This window comes from Lactovum miscens (assembly GCF_014202895.1).
Lineage (GTDB): Bacteria > Bacillota > Bacilli > Lactobacillales > Streptococcaceae > Lactovum > Lactovum miscens.
In genome coordinates this window covers 1-15255 of sequence record NZ_JACHHV010000034.1, presented here as the reverse complement: position 1 = coordinate 15255, position 15255 = coordinate 1, and the positions used below count along the sequence as shown (strand labels likewise).

Below are 15255 nucleotides of genomic sequence, written 5' to 3'. Positions count from 1 at the left end.
TGAGACTTGGATGAATCAATATCCAAGAAAAATGTTCAAGTATCAGACACCACTTCAGATGTATCGGGGTGGCTAAATTAAATTTGCAATTTGCCAAACGATAATAAAGAAAAATTTCAAATAAACACCTAAGCTGATGTCTGATGCTTAAACATTTTTCTTGGATAGCGTTCATCCATATCTCAATTTTGGAAACAGCCTGAGTTGTGATTTGCTTTGTTCCTTTGGGTAAGAAACATCGAATCATGCGGTTATGATTCTCATTGCTTCCACGTTTAAAGCTCGCATAGGTATGACAACAACAGTACAGAGGTGAGCTTTGAATGGTGGACACAGTGACTTTTATTGGCTCTGTGGTGTTCCTTGTGCAGGATGCGCATAATACTTTCTCTTTATTTTTAAGTGCACTTTCCTTTTCTTTTAAGAAGTTCATTATCGATTTGTCTGGGGAGCTTTATTTAAGAGCTGATCCGACGGTGTCTTAGCCTATTTATTGTACCAACACTCAATCATCTGACGTCCTGTATATACAAGTTCTTTGCCTTTTATGCTAAATAGCCTTGCATCTGAATTCCTTTTCTACTTGTGTTCTTACAAATTCAAGTAGAATAAATTCAGGTGCTTTTTACTTTTTTCAGGTGGCTAAACTAATTTTACAATTTGACTTTTGATTTGACTTTATTAATCGTGGAGTGCATGGTTGACGCTTTTTTGATTACCAATTATTTTATAATAAAAAAGCACCTTGATGGCACTTTACCAATCTTATTATTTAAGTTAAACCCAATTTTGAAAGTTCATTATCAATTTTAGTCAAAACCTTTGCTAAATCTTTCGGATTATTAACAAAATCAGTTTCATCACCATTGATTGATATTTTTGGAGAGGCTGAATAGTTTTCATACCAACCTGGATACTCCTCATGAACTTGCCTGTAGTAAGCCTCCAAATCTGGTTGGTCATCGACTTGTTCAAAGTCACGACCTCTTTGTTTGATACGAGAAAGCATAGTCTCAAAACTGACATCAATGTATACTAGAAGATCCGGCCGTTTTTTTGGCATACCTTCAAGTTCTTCCATCATATTGCTGAGAAGTTCTTTATAAATCTCAAGTTCAATTTTTGTGACATTTCCGTTTTTATAGTTTAATGTCAAAAAAAGTTCATCTTCAAAAATAGAACGATCCAAGATATTGTTATCTTGCCTGTATGCTGCTTTGATTGACTCAAAACGCTTGTTCAGGAAGTATATTTGTAGTAGAAAGGCATATTTTTTAGGATCCTTGTAGTATAAATCTAAAACGGGATTATTATCAACAGATTCATAAAAAACCTCCGTTCCCAGATATTCCCCTAATGCTTTTGCCAAGCTTGATTTTCCTGCACCAATGGTGCCTGCTAAAACTATCAATATAATGTCGCCTCTTTCTATTTACGCTGACCAAAGTATTTATTATTTGCTCAGATCATCATTAAATTTGTCTTTTCTTTTATATATTTCCAGAATTTACTTTAAATAGTATACCATAAATTTTCTACATCCTGTAGAAATAACTCGATATTATTATCATAGCATACTAAATACAGTATTTTTAAAGTTTAAATTTATGATTACGTAATAAATAAAAAATGATGAGTAAACTCACCATTTAGATTAAAACTGGGATAGCAGGATTCGAACCTGCGCGTATCGGAGTCAGAGACCGATGCCTTACCGCTTGGCTATATCCCAAGAATCTTGTTGCCCTCACTTTTTCATATGTTTTTACAGTATTGGGTGAAGAAATCAACAAGAGTTATTATATCACTCTCAAAAATATTTTTCAAGAATTGACCAGGCCTGGTCACGTCCTTGCTTGGTCTCAGACGAAAAGACAATAAACTCATCAGTAGAATCAAACTGAAGGACTTTTTTTATTACACTTTCATTGCCACTCCAACGATTACGTGTCACTTTATCAGCTTTGGTTGCCACAACAATAACCGGAATATGGTAATACTTCAAAAATTGATACATTAGAACGTCATCGTGAGTTGGCTCATGGCGGAAATCAACAAGAGAGACTACAGCTTGAAGATTTTCACGTTTTGTTAAATAGCCCTCTATCATTTCTCCCCAATGTTCACGCTCCTTCTTAGAAACACGAGCATACCCATAACCAGGGACATCCACAAAATGCACTAAACCATCAATGTTATAGAAATTCAAAAGCTGTGTCTTACCTGGTGTACTTGAGGTTCTGGCAAAATTTTTACGATTAAACATTGTATTAATGAAGCTTGACTTACCTACATTTGACCGACCTGCCAAGGCAATTTCTGGCAGTTTTGTAACTGGCCACTGTTTTTCCGAAGCGGCAGAAATAGTCAACGATAGATTATTCAAATTGACTGTCATGCTGGTTTTCTTTCTTTTAAAAGTTGAGGTTTATCAGTTCCATCTACCGCACCTTCAGTGATAATGACGCGATGAACATTTTTTTTGCTTGGCACTTCAAACATAACATCTAACATTGTTTCTTCGATGATCGAACGTAAACCGCGAGCACCTGTTTTACGGTCCAAGGCTTTTTTTGCAATTGCACGAAGTGCAGAATCTTCAAACTCCAACTCAACATCGTCATAACGCATCAGCTGAGAATACTGTTTAACCAGTGAATTCTTAGGTTCGGTCAAAATGTGAATCAAATTTTCTTCAGTAAGAGTCTCTAAGGCTGCAACAACGGGCATACGACCAATAAATTCTGGAATTAACCCAAACTTCTGAATATCTTCTGCAATAATCTCTTGCATGTATGAATCGCCCTCAGACAAAGCCTTATTATTAGCACCAAAGCCAATAATTTTCTCACCCAAACGTTGCTTCACGATCTCTTCAATGCCATCAAAAGCTCCCCCTGCTATAAAGAGGATGTTCTTAGTATCAATTTGAATCATTTCCTGATTGGGATGTTTGCGTCCACCTTGAGGAGGAACAGAGGCTATCGTTCCTTCAATGATCTTCAACAGTGCTTGTTGGACACCCTCGCCAGAAACATCGCGTGTGATGGAAACATTTTCTGATTTTTTTGCTATTTTATCGATTTCATCAATGTAGATAATACCTCGTTCAGCACGTTTAATATTAAAGTCAGAAGCTTGTAAAAGCTTAAGTAATATGTTTTCTACATCTTCACCCACATAACCAGCTTCTGTCAAAGAGGTTGCATCAGCGATTGCAAAAGGCACATTTAAGGACTTTGCCAAGGTCTGAGCTAAATAAGTCTTGCCTGAGCCTGTTGAGCCAATCATCAAAATATTTGATTTTTGCAGCTCAATTCCATTGTCAACTCCTGATAAGCTATAGTTGATTCGCTTATAGTGATTATAGACAGCTACTGCTAATGCGCGTTTAGCTCGGGTCTGACCAATGACATAATTGTCAAGCATTTCCATAATTTCTTTTGGCTTTTTGACTTCAACAAGACCTTCTTCAACCTCTTCATCCATAAATTCTACATCTTGGCTAAGGATCTGACGTGAAAGCTCCACACATTCATTACAAATAAAAGCGTCATGCCCTGCAATGAGTTTAACCTCATCAGATGATTTGCCACAGAATGAACAATAAATTGTTTCGTTTTTCATTTATTTATTAAATTTCCTATATGTTTATTATAATTTGAGATTATCCAAAAGAATTCTTAAAAGAGGCTACCAAAGAAGGCATGAATTGAATTTACTAGATTAGTGAAGGCATTCAAAATAAAGAAAACAGCAAGCCCCCATCGCTTTTTACGAATACTTTCTATTGTCAAAACTACACAGATAACACCAAGTAATACTGTGAAAAGACCAAAAATATTTTTATACATTTAAACCTTTCAGGCTATAATTAGCCCGTCTATAGTCGCACTATGGAAGTTTGATCCAAAGTGATTAGTTTCTGACTTTGTGAAAATTTTGAATTTCAAAAGCATGAGAATTTTTTTCATCAGCCTCATACATTTGACTTGATAACATTTCAAATTTACTTAGATCAAAATCTTTTGGAAACCAAGTATCTCCTTCAAAGTCACCTTCAACCACTGTTCTAAGTAGCTCATCAAAATCATGCTCAAAAAGACGAAATAGTTCAGCCCCACCGGTTACATAAAGAGATTTATCTTGTTTACCAAACCAATTTAAAACCTCTTCTCGATCATGGACAACAATAACATTATCTGATTGATAGTTGAGGTCTCTTGTCAGAACAAGATTCACTCGACCAGGTAAAACCCGTTTATTCATTCCTTCAAAGGTCTTACGTCCTGAAATGATTGCAGCTCCCATTGTGCTTGACTTAAAATGTTTCATCTCAGATGGCAAATGCCAAGGGAGAATTCCTTTTGATCCAATCAAACCGTTCTTATCTTGAGCCCATATTCCAATGATTTTTTTCATCCTATAATTATAGCACAAGGAGGCTAGAGTCTATTTAATAAAAAAATATACAAAAAGATTTATCCTATTTTAGGAAATAGGTCAATATAGTGGAAAACATGAATTGGTTTAAGCTTCTTCATAAAGTGTGTAAACTTAAATTAGCTTAGAAGCACTAATGAGATTAAAAAACCTACCCCGAAAGGTAGGTCTAGTATAGTTTAAAAAGACTTAATCGTCTTGGTCAACTAGAAGACGAATCTTCTTCTTTCCCTCTTCAACAGGAATTGAATAAACAATTGTGCGAACAGCTTGAATAATTCGGCCTTGACGTCCAATAACATGACCAAGATCAGCTTGGTCAACTTGGAGATGATACTCCTCAAATTCATCGCCATCTTGGCTCGTGAGCGTAACTGCAGAAGGATTCGAGACAAGTGGTTTCACCATTGTCAAGATCAATTCTTTGATATCAGTCATTGTGAATACTCCTTTTTGCAGTGCTCAATTGCCCTGCTAATTATTTATTTCCATATTTTGTCTCGTGGAATTTCTTTAAAACTCCCTCTTTAGACAAAATATTACGAACTGTATCAGATGGTTGTGCACCATTTGCAAGCCATTCAAGTACGCGATCTTCTTTAAGAACTACTTGATTTTCAGCAACCAATGGGTTGTAAGTTCCTACTGTTTCGATGAAACGTCCATCACGAGGTGTGCGACTATCAGCAACGTTAATACGGTAGAATGGCTTTTTCTTAGAGCCCATACGAGTCATACGGATTTTTACAGACATTTGAATTGTCTCCTTTTCTTAATTTACTTCACAAGTATACTAGAATTCAGAGATGCTGTCAAGTAAAAAACTTGACAGGTAATATTTTCAAAAAAACGTAAACTAAGTATCAATTTTCAAATTGATTGTACTTCATTTTAAACGCGGTCAGTATATCCTTAGAACCTTTATCAAATGAAAAATGATCCGTTGCCATTTACAATAATCCGCTAAATGGTCATCAATTACTGATAAAATGTTAACCTTATCTGTCAGGTAAATCTTCATTCCCAATTTTGCATTTTGCAATGGTAAGAAAAGCAATGCAGAAACGCTTGTGATTCCAAAAACATGGTGACTGGCGAGTGCATAATTGCTTTGACCAATCACTTGATTTTTCTTCAACAAACATGCCCAAAATAGAAGTTGGCTTAAATCAACACCATAAAATATTGCTAAGCCACCACCAATAACAAGAAGCTTTTGAATTAATTGTAAATTGAAAACCGAATTGAAATCTATTGCTTGAACTTGACCAAAATCAAAATTTCCCTTTATTTTCTTGTTAATCTTTAGTTGTTTTACTGAAAATTTTAGACTTGATAACTATTTTTCCTAAAAGCGATTATCATATTCCTTATTGATTTATTAAAAACTAAAGCAAGAACAGATTTAAATATTCACAAACCAATGTATACTTTTTAATTATATCAAATACTTATAAAATGGCAAATTACAACGTTCCTAAAAATTATCCATTTCCTTTAAGCGCGGAGATGGAAGCGATTTTATATTTTGAATCAGAATTGACAGTAAATTTGTTTTTAAGACCCGGTGTGACATAAATTTTATTATTTTTGTCAATAAAAATAGCTTGAAGTTTATTTTTTAGAACATAGTCATAACCAGTTTTTGTTCCAAGTGCAAAGACAGCCGTAGTTACACCATCACCATATGAGAAGTTATCTTTACCAACGATTGTTACACTCTGTATATCATTATCAAAAGGATAGCCAGTTTCAGGATTTAAAATATGTGCATATTTGATCCCATCTACTTCGATAAAACGCTCATAAATACCTGATGTTGAAACAAACTGATCCTGGACTGAAAGGAGACCTATATCTTCCCCATCAGGATTATTAGGATCCTTTATGCCAACATTCCATTCTGTATTTGTACCTCGTGGGCCATGTCCCATCACATAAAGACTTGAAGAGCCTAGATCGACAATGGCATTCTTCACACCACCAGCCTTCAACTTATCTGCCATGAGACGAGCTACATACCCCTTCGTCATTGATCCCAAATCAAGCTGAGCTCCCTTTTGTGTTAAGTAAACAGTTTGATTTTTTTTATCTAGTTGGATAAATTTATAATTTATCAAAGGCAAAACCTGATTAATCTCGGCTTGGCTTGGCTTCTTGGCATCATCAAAACCAATATGCCAGAGCTGTGTTAAGGGCCCCACTGTCACATCAAAACCTGTTTTCTGTGCCGACAAGTCGGTCGCCCCTTGGATGAGATTAAATACACCTGAGTTTACTTTGACAGGTGCAATCCCTGCATTAGTATTGATTTTGTCAACAACTGATCCAGGTTGGTTAACCGTCACCCAAGTATCATAATCTTGAGCAATTTTTAAAGCAGCTGTGACAGGTGATTTTGTATTTGGCGTGTAATCGGTAATCTTAACTGTTGTTCCCATTGTATCAACTTGAGAGATCTCAGGCGTTTTGAGTAATTTTCCATCTGAACTTGATGATGAAGTCGAAGAACATGAGCTTAATACAAGAGTTAGCCCGAAAAACAATCCAATTGCTAAAGGGAGTTTGAACTTTTTCATAAATAAATTTTACCACAAATGGCTGAAATCCTTACATTTTATAAGTAAGTAGATATTCCATATGCAAAAAAGAGAAGATTGAAATTTCAACCTTCTCTTTAAAAATTTTATTCTGGGACTTCTTCAGTCGCCTTTAGAATACGATCAATCGACTTATCTTCAAGATTAACAACGACAGGCTCTGAAACACCTGTATTTTCATCTAAAATCGCGTCAATTTCATTCTCAATTACTTCTTCTACTGGGTCAACAAGCGCAAAAGTCACAATTGAAGCTTCCTCATCAAGACGCATTATTTTAACGCCTTGTGTGGCACGACCAGTTTGACTTATATTTGATACATTGGTACGGATTATAACACCGGTATCCGTAATAACCATAATATCTTCATCTCCATTGATTGCAGTTAGACCAGCTAATTTACCCGTTTTTGTTGTCACATTCATGACTTTGATACCTTTACCACCACGACCCTTGGTAGGATATTCTGACGCCTTAGTTCGTTTACCAAGACCTTTTTCAGATATAACAAGTACTTCTTGACCATCTTTAATCACTGAGGTTCCAACGACAAAATCTCCTTCACGTAAATTCACACCTCGTACACCGGAAGCACTACGTCCCATATCACGAACCACTTTAGACTTGAAACGAACCGAATAACCATTGTGAGTACCGATGATAATCTCATCTTCAATTTCAGTACGAAGAACATTAATTAATTCATCACCCTCACGTAGATTCAAAGCTCTTAAACCGTTAGTACGAATATTTGCGAATTGTTCAGTCGAGGTTCGCTTTACAACACCATTTCGAGTCGTGAAGAAGAGATACTCAGCTTTTTGATTATCTACATCAATGATGGTTGCAATTTTTTCACCTTCATCCAGTTTTAAAAGGTTGACAATTGGTAGACCTTTGGCAGCTCGCCCATATTCAGGAATTTCATATCCCTTCATTCGGTAAACTCGCCCTAAATTAGTAAAGAAGAGCAGACGATCATGCGTTGAGGTGGAGACAAGGTGTTGAACGAAATCGTTATCCGCCATACCCATGCCTTGAACTCCACGTCCACCACGTTTTTGAGCGCGGAATTCATCATTATTTAAACGTTTCACATAGCCCTTATTTGACAAGGTAATTAAAACATTCTCTTCTTCGATGAGATCTTCATCTTCAAGAGATATTACCTCGCCAACTAATAATTCAGTACGACGTTTATCAGCAAACTTAGTCTTAACTTCCTCAAGTTCTTCACGTATAATCTTTTTAACACGTTCAGGCTTTGACAAAATGTCAGCTAAGTCAGCAATTAACGCGATCAAATCTTGATATTCACTTTCAATTTTGTCACGTTCCAACCCTGTCAATCGACGAAGACGCATATCAAGAATAGCTTGTGATTGTTTTTCAGACAAAGTAAACTCAGACATCATAGTAGATTGAGCTTCTGCATCAGTTTGAGACTCACGGATGATGCTAATAATCCGATCTATATTATCAAGAGCAATACGAAGGCCTTCTAAGATATGAGAACGAGCTTCAGCACGAGCCTTATCGAAGACAGTACGACGTGTTACCACTTCAATTTGATGCTCAATGTAATCCGTCAAAATCTGCTTTAAAGACAAAATTTTGGGCGTTCCATTTTCAATCGCTAACATGTTGAAGCCATATGAGATTTGGAGTTGTGTTAACTTGAAAAGGTTATTCAGAACAACTGAAGCTGAGGCATCACGGCGAATTTCCACAATCAAACGTACACCTTCACGCGAAGATTCATCCCGACAAGCAGTAATCCCATCAATACGTTTTTCTTGCGCCAAACGCACGATATGTTCATGCACTTTTGCCTTATTAACCATATAGGGGAACTCTGTCACAACGATACGTTCTTTGCCCGCTTTCGTTATTTCAATTTCAGTCTTCGCTCGAAGAGTGATGGATCCTTTACCTGTCTCATAAGCCCGGAAAATACCTGATTTTCCCATGACCAGCGCTCCCGTAGGAAAGTCTGGTCCAGGCAAAACAGTCATCAAATCACGAGTTGTGACATCTGGGTTTTCCATCAACATATCAACAGCAGCGATAGTTTCTCCTAGGTTATGTGGAGGAATATTTGTCGCCATTCCAACCGCAATACCTGTTGTTCCATTTACTAAAAGATTAGGAAATCTTGCGGGTAAAACAATTGGCTCACGCTCTGTTCCGTCATAGTTGTCTACAAAATCTACTGTGTTTTTATTAATATCACGAAGCATTTCAAGTGCGATCTTAGACATACGTGCTTCAGTATAACGTTGAGCGGCAGCGCCATCTCCATCCATTGAACCAAAGTTACCATGTCCATCGACGAGCATGTGACGATAACTCCACCATTGTGCCATTCGAACCATAGCTTCATAGATAGAGGAATCCCCGTGTGGATGGTATTTACCCATAACGTCGCCCGTGATACGGGCTGATTTCTTATGTGGTTTATCTGGTGTATTGCCAAGTTCATTCATACCATATAAAATACGACGATGAACTGGCTTTAGACCATCACGTACATCAGGCAAAGCTCGAGCAACAATTACCGACATTGCATAATCAATGAAACTCGTTCGCATTTCCTTAGCAAGATTAACTTCTACTACGTTTTTATCTTCCATTTTTCACTTTCTAAATCCAATTTAGACCTCCTTAATTATAGCAAAAAATCCCCGAAAATACAGGGATTTCGAACGTTTTGCCTAGTCCCACTAAGCTATTAAAATCTAATAGAGTGTGATATTTTAGTCAGTTAACATTGAGATTTTTAATTTAAACACAAAATTATTTTTAAATTGAGGTAAATAACAAACTGAAACTTTATCACCATAAATAATAATGAGAAAATAATAATGAGAATTTGATGAAGAGTGTGCTTATACAATAATCAAAATACCTAACTGGTAACAAACAATGTTGAATTCTCAATCTGACTGCAATATTTAAATTTGTAATCTGATAGGAACACAACATTTAATGCTGTCTAATCTTCATCCATGCTCAAAACAGAGAGGAAAGCTTCCTGTGGAACTTCTACATTTCCGATGGACTTCATTCGTTTCTTACCAGCTTTCTGTTTCTCAAGTAACTTGCGTTTCCGTGAAATATCTCCTCCGTAACACTTTGCAAGAACGTTTTTACGCAAGGCCTTGATGTCGGCACGAGCTAATATTTTCCCACCAACAGCTGCCTGAATTGGTACTTCAAACATTTGGCGCGGAATCAATTTACGGAGTTTTTCAACAATAGCGCGACCACGAGCTTGAGCAAATTCTTTATGTGCAATGAAAGAGAGTGCATCAACTTTCTCACCATTTAAGAGTATATCCATCTTCAAGAGTTTACTTTTTTGATAATCTGTTATTTCATAGTCAAAGCTGGCATATCCCTTAGTAGATGATTTCAATTTATCAAAGAAATCAAAGACAATTTCATTTAAAGGAATATGATAAATAACATTCACTCGATTTGAATCTAGATAATCCATGGTAACAAAGTCACCCCGCTTCCTTTGAGACAGTTCCATAACAGCACCAATATAATCATTTGGTACCATAATCTGTGCCTTTACATAGGGCTCTTCAATATCTTCAATATAGGAAGGATCAGGAAATTCAGAAGGGTTAGCTACCTCATGAGTTACACCATCTGTTGTGATGACATGATAAATCACTGAAGGTGCAGTCATTATCAAATCCATGTTGAACTCTCGTTCCAAACGCTCTTGGATAACATCCATATGAAGAAGTCCTAAAAAGCCACAACGGAAGCCAAAACCCAACGCTTGAGACGTTTCAGGCTCAAATTGAAGGCTGGCATCGTTCAGTTGAAGTTTCTCCAAAGCATCACGAAGTTCATTGTACTTATTGGACTCAACTGGATAAATACCAGCAAAGACCATGGGATTCATCTTTTTATAACCTTCAAGAGGTTCAGTTGCTGGATTGTCAGCTCCAGTAATAGTATCACCAACACGTGTGTCAGCGACCGTTTTGATTGATGCAGCAATATAGCCAACATCACCAGCCATTAATATATCACGGGAAACAGTTTTGGGATTAAAAATACCCACTTCAGTTACATCAAATTCTTTTCCGTTTGACATCAATCGGATTCGATCACCAACTTTAACGGTACCTTCTTTTAAACGAACTTGTAAGATAACACCACGATAAGAATCATATGCTGAATCAAAAATAAGAGCCTTTAATGATCCTTCAAGATCACCCGTAGGGGCAGGAACTTTAGCTACAATTTGCTCAAGGATTTCTTTAATTCCTATTCCCGCTTTAGCTGAAGCCAATACTGCCTCTGAAGCATCAAGACCAATCTCATCTTCTATTTCCTGTCGAACAACATCTGGTTGAGCCGATGGAAGATCAATTTTATTAATAACAGGGATGATTTCAAGATTTGCATCAAGTGCGAGATAAGTATTAGCTAAGGTTTGAGCTTCGATACCTTGTGCGGCATCAATAACTAACAAGGCTCCTTCACAAGCTGCTAAAGAACGAGAAACTTCGTAAGAGAAATCGACGTGCCCTGGCGTATCAATCAAATGGAAAATGTAGGTTTCTCCGTCATCCGCTTTGTAATTGAGCTCAATAGCATTAAGTTTTATCGTAATCCCACGTTCACGTTCCAAATCCATACTGTCCAGCATCTGAGCTTGTAATTCACGTTTTGAAACAGTTTCAGTCAATTCCAAAATGCGATCAGCTAAAGTTGATTTGCCATGATCAATATGGGCAATGATAGAAAAATTTCTTATTTTTCCCTGTCTATCTTTCATTTCTTGAATATTCATTATTTCAATTATATCATAGTTCTAGCCCTAGCTCCGAGTGTTCGTGTACAAAAAAACTAGAGCTAAAGCTCCAGTCCAAATTTCAATTTACTTTTCTCATATCCATACGAAGATGTTTTCTAACCTGTTTTTTAATGCGTCGCGAGTATCTCCATTCTCTGACCGAAATGAAATCATCTACAAAAGTTACAACAAATGACTCTTTATAGCGTGGAGGTGCTAAAGTTGCCCCCCACATATGTTTTATAATAATATCTTTTTCAAGCGGACTAATTTCTGTTAATTTTTTAGCATTTCGATATGCAATACGAGGATGCACATAGGCATGTGACTTGGCAAATTTAGTTTCACGCCAATCGTAATAGAAAAGGTCATGAAAAAGGCCTGCACGAGCTGTTTCGTAGGATTTCCATCCCCACCTTTTAGTTAATGTATAGCTTTGATAAGAGACTCGCAAACAGTGTTGCAAACGTGTAGAGATATGATGGTGCTCGATCATATCAAGTTTTTTTAGTTCAGGAAGTTCGAGGAATTCACCAACAATAGCCAAATAGTCAGGATCATCCAACCAAGGGCGATCCTCGTCTAATTCTACGCTTTTTCTCTTCATGCGCTCATTATAGCTTTTCATTTATTTTTTGCAAATCAAATACTAATAGTATAAATGTATTAAACAAAAAAAGCGCCTCATCGGCGGTTTTTTTAAAGTGCCTTCTTTGCTGTTTCAGCAAGCGCAGTGAATGCTGCTGCATCGCTTACTGCCAAATCAGCCAACATCTTGCGGTTAATTTCAATTTCTGATAGCTTTAAACCGTGCATCAACTTGCTGTATGAAAGACCATTCATACGTGCTGCTGCATTGATACGAGCAATCCACAATTTACGGAAATCACGTTTCTTTTGACGACGATCGCGGAATGCATAATAGTAAGAGTTCATGACTTGTTCATGAGCTGTCTTGAAGAGCGTGTGCTTAGCTCCATAGTAACCTTTAGCGAGTTTTAATACGCGTTTGCGACGTTTACGAGTTGCGACGCTACCTTTTACACGTGCCATATTTTATTTCTCCTTAAATATTTCTTAGATTTAAATCATATTAATAACTGAAGATTTCTCTTCATTTCCCATCAAATGGGAGCCACTTCTTAATAAAGTAAAGAAATTACTTCATTGTCGCAATCATACGACGAATACGCTTGAAATCGCTACTTGAAACCATAGATCCTTTACGAAGTTGACGACGTTGTTTCACAGTCTTACCATGGAAACGGTGAGATGTGTAAGCGTGGAAACGTTTGAGTCCGCCACTAGCTGTACGTTTGAACCGTTTTGCAGATGCGCGGTGAGTTTTTTGTTTTGGCATATTCTTAACCTTTCTTGTGCTCAATAATAAGCTTCATTGATGAGATACTAATAAAAAATTAGTTGTCCTTTTTCTTTAATGGGGCCAATTGTAAAAACATTTGACGACCATCCATTTTCGCTTTAGATTCAACAGTTGAAATATCTTTTGTTGCTTCTGCGAATTTATCCATCACTTCACGCCCCACATCTTGGTGGGTGATCATACGTCCACGGAAACGAATTGACACTTTGACTTTATTTCCAGCTTCTAGGAACTTACGTGCCTGCTTAAGCTTTGTATTAAAGTCATTATCGTCAATAACCGGACTTAGACGAATTTCTTTGATCATGATGATAGTTTGATTCTTCTTATTCTCTTTCTGCTTCTTCTTTTGCTCAAACTTAAACTTGGTAAAATCCATAATCTTTGCAACAGGTGGTGTTGCTTGAGCGGAAATGAGAACAAGATCGAGTCCTTGTTCTTCTGCTTGTGAAAGAGCTATACTAGTATCTGTGATACCAAGTTGGTCACCTTCTGCAGTGATAAGACGAACTTCTTTAGCGCGAATTGCGCCGTTCATCGTAACGGTCTCTCTTGCTATGTCAATCTCCTTTCGGGTACATAGACCCAAACTTACTCGTTGATAAAACAAAAACGAGGCGCCTAGCAGCACCCCGCAAAAATGAAATTCATTTTAAGAATAATTTCATCTGTTAGCCCAAAACTGTTCACATGAATTTATCATGGAAAGTACTTAGGCGAGAAGCGGGTGCTTCTGCTTTACAACATTTATTATTCTATCACAAGACCTATATCCTGTCAAGAGTAAAGCACAAATAGGAAATAGTCTTGCTCTTATTGTCTAGTTGATTGCTTTATAGCCATACGATATGGTAAAATAGCCGTCTTTTCATCAATTTCTTCTTTATTAATGAGTTTAGTTAAAAAGCGCATAGATACGGCACCTACATCATATAAAGGTTGGTCGATACTTGTAAGATTTGGGCGTGTATAATTTGTTACAATTGTATTGTTTGAAGTGATGATTTCGAAATCTTCTGGTACTTTAACGCCAGAATCTAGTAAGCCGTTCAGAAGTCCCGCAGCTACTTCATCATCCGTCACATAGGCAGCAGTTGCTCCCATAGCAAGCACACGGTCAACTAACTTCATACCTGCTTTATAAGAATACTTTGTTTCAATTACTTGAAGTTCAGAAAATGCCCGATGATTTGCTTCAAGTGCCTCTTTGAAACCGTCAAAACGTTCAGTATTAATGGCATTTACCAAAGGTCCGGTAATCAATGCTAGTTTTTCGTGATTCTTTGCTAAGATACCAACTGCTTCAACGGTTGCCTGACGATGGTCAATCGTTACCGCTGGCACTTGCTCTTCTGGATCAATCATACCAGCTAAGATAACAGGCGTTCGCAAACGAGAAATACGTTGACGGACTGAATCAGCCATCGTGTCCCCCATAAAAATAATACCATCAACCTGTTTTGCTGCAAAATCGTCAATAAGGGCCATTTCTTTATCTGGATCCCCATCTGAGTTAGCAATCAAGATGTTATAGTTATACATACGTGCGACATCATCAATACCGATAATAATTCTTGAATAGTATGAGTGAGTAAATGATGGCAAAACGATACCAATAGTTGTTGATCGCTTGCTTGCAAGTCCGCGGGCAATCGCATTAGGTCGGTAATCAAGTTCTTCAATAACGTTCAATACTCGTTTTCGAGTTGTTTCTTTAACGTTAGCTACGCCGTTGACGACCCGACTAACTGTTGCCATTGAAACCCCTGCGACACGAGCGACATCATAAATAGTAATGGTATTATTTTCTTCCATGTCTTCTCTTTTCACAAATTTTCATTTTCTTACATTATATCGTTTTCTGAAAGCCTTTACAAGTCTCAAATCCTAATTTTTTATATTTTCTTAATTTTGGCAAATTGTAAAATTAGTTTAGCCACCTGAAGCAAGAAAAAAACACCTGAATTTCTTATACTTGAATTTGAAAGAAGACAAGTAGAAAAGGA

Annotated in this window: 15 protein-coding genes, 1 tRNA gene, 1 pseudogene and 1 other annotated feature; all 17 genes and pseudogenes read right to left on the bottom strand. The window is 37.0% G+C overall.

The genetic code is table 11. The features are described from left to right. Nucleotides 1–128: 128 nt before the first annotated feature. Nucleotides 129–313, bottom strand: a pseudogene (locus tag HNQ37_RS08750) (IS30 family transposase); the annotation flags it as partial. Between the two features lie 459 nt (nt 314–772). After that, a complete protein-coding gene (locus HNQ37_RS07505; protein WP_183540885.1) occupies nt 773–1411 on the bottom strand; it encodes a deoxynucleoside kinase in 639 nt (212 codons plus the stop codon). A 249-nt stretch (nt 1412–1660) separates the two neighbouring features. After that, a tRNA-Gln gene (locus HNQ37_RS07500) sits at nt 1661–1732 on the bottom strand. 78 nt (nt 1733–1810) lie between these two features. After that, entirely contained in the window at nt 1811–2398 is a 588-nt protein-coding gene (gene yihA / locus HNQ37_RS07495; RefSeq protein ID WP_183540883.1) for a ribosome biogenesis GTP-binding protein YihA/YsxC, read from the bottom strand. Next, a complete protein-coding gene (clpX, locus tag HNQ37_RS07490) occupies nt 2395–3627 on the bottom strand; it encodes an ATP-dependent Clp protease ATP-binding subunit ClpX (protein WP_183540881.1) in 1233 nt (410 codons plus the stop codon). Before clpX ends, yihA begins: the two co-directional genes overlap by 4 nt. 56 nt (nt 3628–3683) lie before the next feature. Continuing rightward, nucleotides 3684–3854 carry a hypothetical protein gene (locus tag HNQ37_RS07485; RefSeq protein WP_183540879.1) on the bottom strand — a complete coding sequence of 57 codons (171 nt, stop codon included), beginning with the start codon at nt 3852–3854 and terminating at the stop codon, nt 3684–3686. Nucleotides 3855–3918: 64 nt separating this feature from the next. Further along, nucleotides 3919–4422, bottom strand: a complete 504-nt coding sequence (locus HNQ37_RS07480) for a dihydrofolate reductase (RefSeq protein WP_183540877.1) — start codon at nt 4420–4422, stop codon at nt 3919–3921. A 210-nt stretch (nt 4423–4632) separates the two neighbouring features. Beyond that, nucleotides 4633–4881 carry a KH domain-containing protein gene (locus HNQ37_RS07475; RefSeq protein WP_183540875.1) on the bottom strand — a complete coding sequence of 83 codons (249 nt, stop codon included), beginning with the start codon at nt 4879–4881 and terminating at the stop codon, nt 4633–4635. 40 nt (nt 4882–4921) lie between these two features. After that, nucleotides 4922–5197: a 30S ribosomal protein S16 gene (rpsP, locus tag HNQ37_RS07470; RefSeq protein WP_183540873.1), complete on the bottom strand. Its 276-nt coding sequence runs from the start codon at nt 5195–5197 to the stop codon at nt 4922–4924. A 730-nt stretch (nt 5198–5927) separates the two neighbouring features. Further along, entirely contained in the window at nt 5928–7022 is a 1095-nt protein-coding gene (locus tag HNQ37_RS07465; RefSeq protein ID WP_183540871.1) for an FAD:protein FMN transferase, read from the bottom strand. Nucleotides 7023–7129: 107 nt separating this feature from the next. Next, a complete protein-coding gene (gene gyrA, locus HNQ37_RS07460; RefSeq protein ID WP_183540869.1) occupies nt 7130–9676 on the bottom strand; it encodes a DNA gyrase subunit A in 2547 nt (848 codons plus the stop codon). Between the two features lie 362 nt (nt 9677–10038). Continuing rightward, nucleotides 10039–11862, bottom strand: coding sequence for a translation elongation factor 4 (gene lepA / locus HNQ37_RS07455; protein WP_183540867.1), 1824 nt, complete (start codon nt 11860–11862; stop codon nt 10039–10041). A gap of 82 nt (nt 11863–11944) precedes the next feature. Beyond that, on the bottom strand, nt 11945–12472 hold the full coding sequence (locus tag HNQ37_RS07450; RefSeq protein ID WP_183540865.1) for an HD domain-containing protein: 528 nt from the start codon (nt 12470–12472) through the stop codon (nt 11945–11947). A gap of 92 nt (nt 12473–12564) precedes the next feature. Beyond that, nucleotides 12565–12918, bottom strand: a complete 354-nt coding sequence (rplT, locus tag HNQ37_RS07445) for a 50S ribosomal protein L20 (RefSeq protein ID WP_183540863.1) — start codon at nt 12916–12918, stop codon at nt 12565–12567. 106 nt (nt 12919–13024) lie between these two features. Next, nucleotides 13025–13225 carry a 50S ribosomal protein L35 gene (rpmI, locus tag HNQ37_RS07440; RefSeq protein WP_183540861.1) on the bottom strand — a complete coding sequence of 67 codons (201 nt, stop codon included), beginning with the start codon at nt 13223–13225 and terminating at the stop codon, nt 13025–13027. Nucleotides 13226–13283: 58 nt separating this feature from the next. Next, on the bottom strand, nt 13284–13787 hold the full coding sequence (gene infC, locus HNQ37_RS07435) for a translation initiation factor IF-3 (protein WP_183540859.1): 504 nt from the start codon (nt 13785–13787) through the stop codon (nt 13284–13286). Between the two features lie 60 nt (nt 13788–13847). Beyond that, nucleotides 13848–13994: a sequence feature (ribosomal protein L20 leader region), on the bottom strand. A gap of 68 nt (nt 13995–14062) precedes the next feature. Next, the gene (gene ccpA / locus HNQ37_RS07430; protein WP_183540857.1) at nt 14063–15064 is read right to left on the bottom strand and encodes a catabolite control protein A; all 1002 of its coding nucleotides are present in this window, start codon (nt 15062–15064) and stop codon (nt 14063–14065) included. Between the last annotated feature and the right edge of the window lie 191 nt (nt 15065–15255).

What these genes read in the sequence shown, in the direction of transcription:
- rpmI (WP_183540861.1), bottom strand. Translation starts at nt 13,225, where the DNA reads ATGCCAAAACAAAAAACTCACCGCGCATCTGCAAAACGGTTCAAACGT.
- yihA (WP_183540883.1), bottom strand. Translation starts at nt 2,398, where the DNA reads ATGACAGTCAATTTGAATAATCTATCGTTGACTATTTCTGCCGCTTCG.
- HNQ37_RS07485 (WP_183540879.1), bottom strand. Translation starts at nt 3,854, where the DNA reads ATGTATAAAAATATTTTTGGTCTTTTCACAGTATTACTTGGTGTTATC.
- lepA (WP_183540867.1), bottom strand. Translation starts at nt 11,862, where the DNA reads ATGAATATTCAAGAAATGAAAGATAGACAGGGAAAAATAAGAAATTTT.
- rpsP (WP_183540873.1), bottom strand. Translation starts at nt 5,197, where the DNA reads ATGTCTGTAAAAATCCGTATGACTCGTATGGGCTCTAAGAAAAAGCCA.
- HNQ37_RS07475 (WP_183540875.1), bottom strand. Translation starts at nt 4,881, where the DNA reads ATGACTGATATCAAAGAATTGATCTTGACAATGGTGAAACCACTTGTC.
- HNQ37_RS07465 (WP_183540871.1), bottom strand. Translation starts at nt 7,022, where the DNA reads ATGAAAAAGTTCAAACTCCCTTTAGCAATTGGATTGTTTTTCGGGCTA.
- ccpA (WP_183540857.1), bottom strand. Translation starts at nt 15,064, where the DNA reads ATGGAAGAAAATAATACCATTACTATTTATGATGTCGCTCGTGTCGCA.
- rplT (WP_183540863.1), bottom strand. Translation starts at nt 12,918, where the DNA reads ATGGCACGTGTAAAAGGTAGCGTCGCAACTCGTAAACGTCGCAAACGC.
- HNQ37_RS07450 (WP_183540865.1), bottom strand. Translation starts at nt 12,472, where the DNA reads ATGAAGAGAAAAAGCGTAGAATTAGACGAGGATCGCCCTTGGTTGGAT.
- HNQ37_RS07480 (WP_183540877.1), bottom strand. Translation starts at nt 4,422, where the DNA reads ATGAAAAAAATCATTGGAATATGGGCTCAAGATAAGAACGGTTTGATT.
- infC (WP_183540859.1), bottom strand. Translation starts at nt 13,787, where the DNA reads ATGAACGGCGCAATTCGCGCTAAAGAAGTTCGTCTTATCACTGCAGAA.
- gyrA (WP_183540869.1), bottom strand. Translation starts at nt 9,676, where the DNA reads ATGGAAGATAAAAACGTAGTAGAAGTTAATCTTGCTAAGGAAATGCGA.
- clpX (WP_183540881.1), bottom strand. Translation starts at nt 3,627, where the DNA reads ATGAAAAACGAAACAATTTATTGTTCATTCTGTGGCAAATCATCTGAT.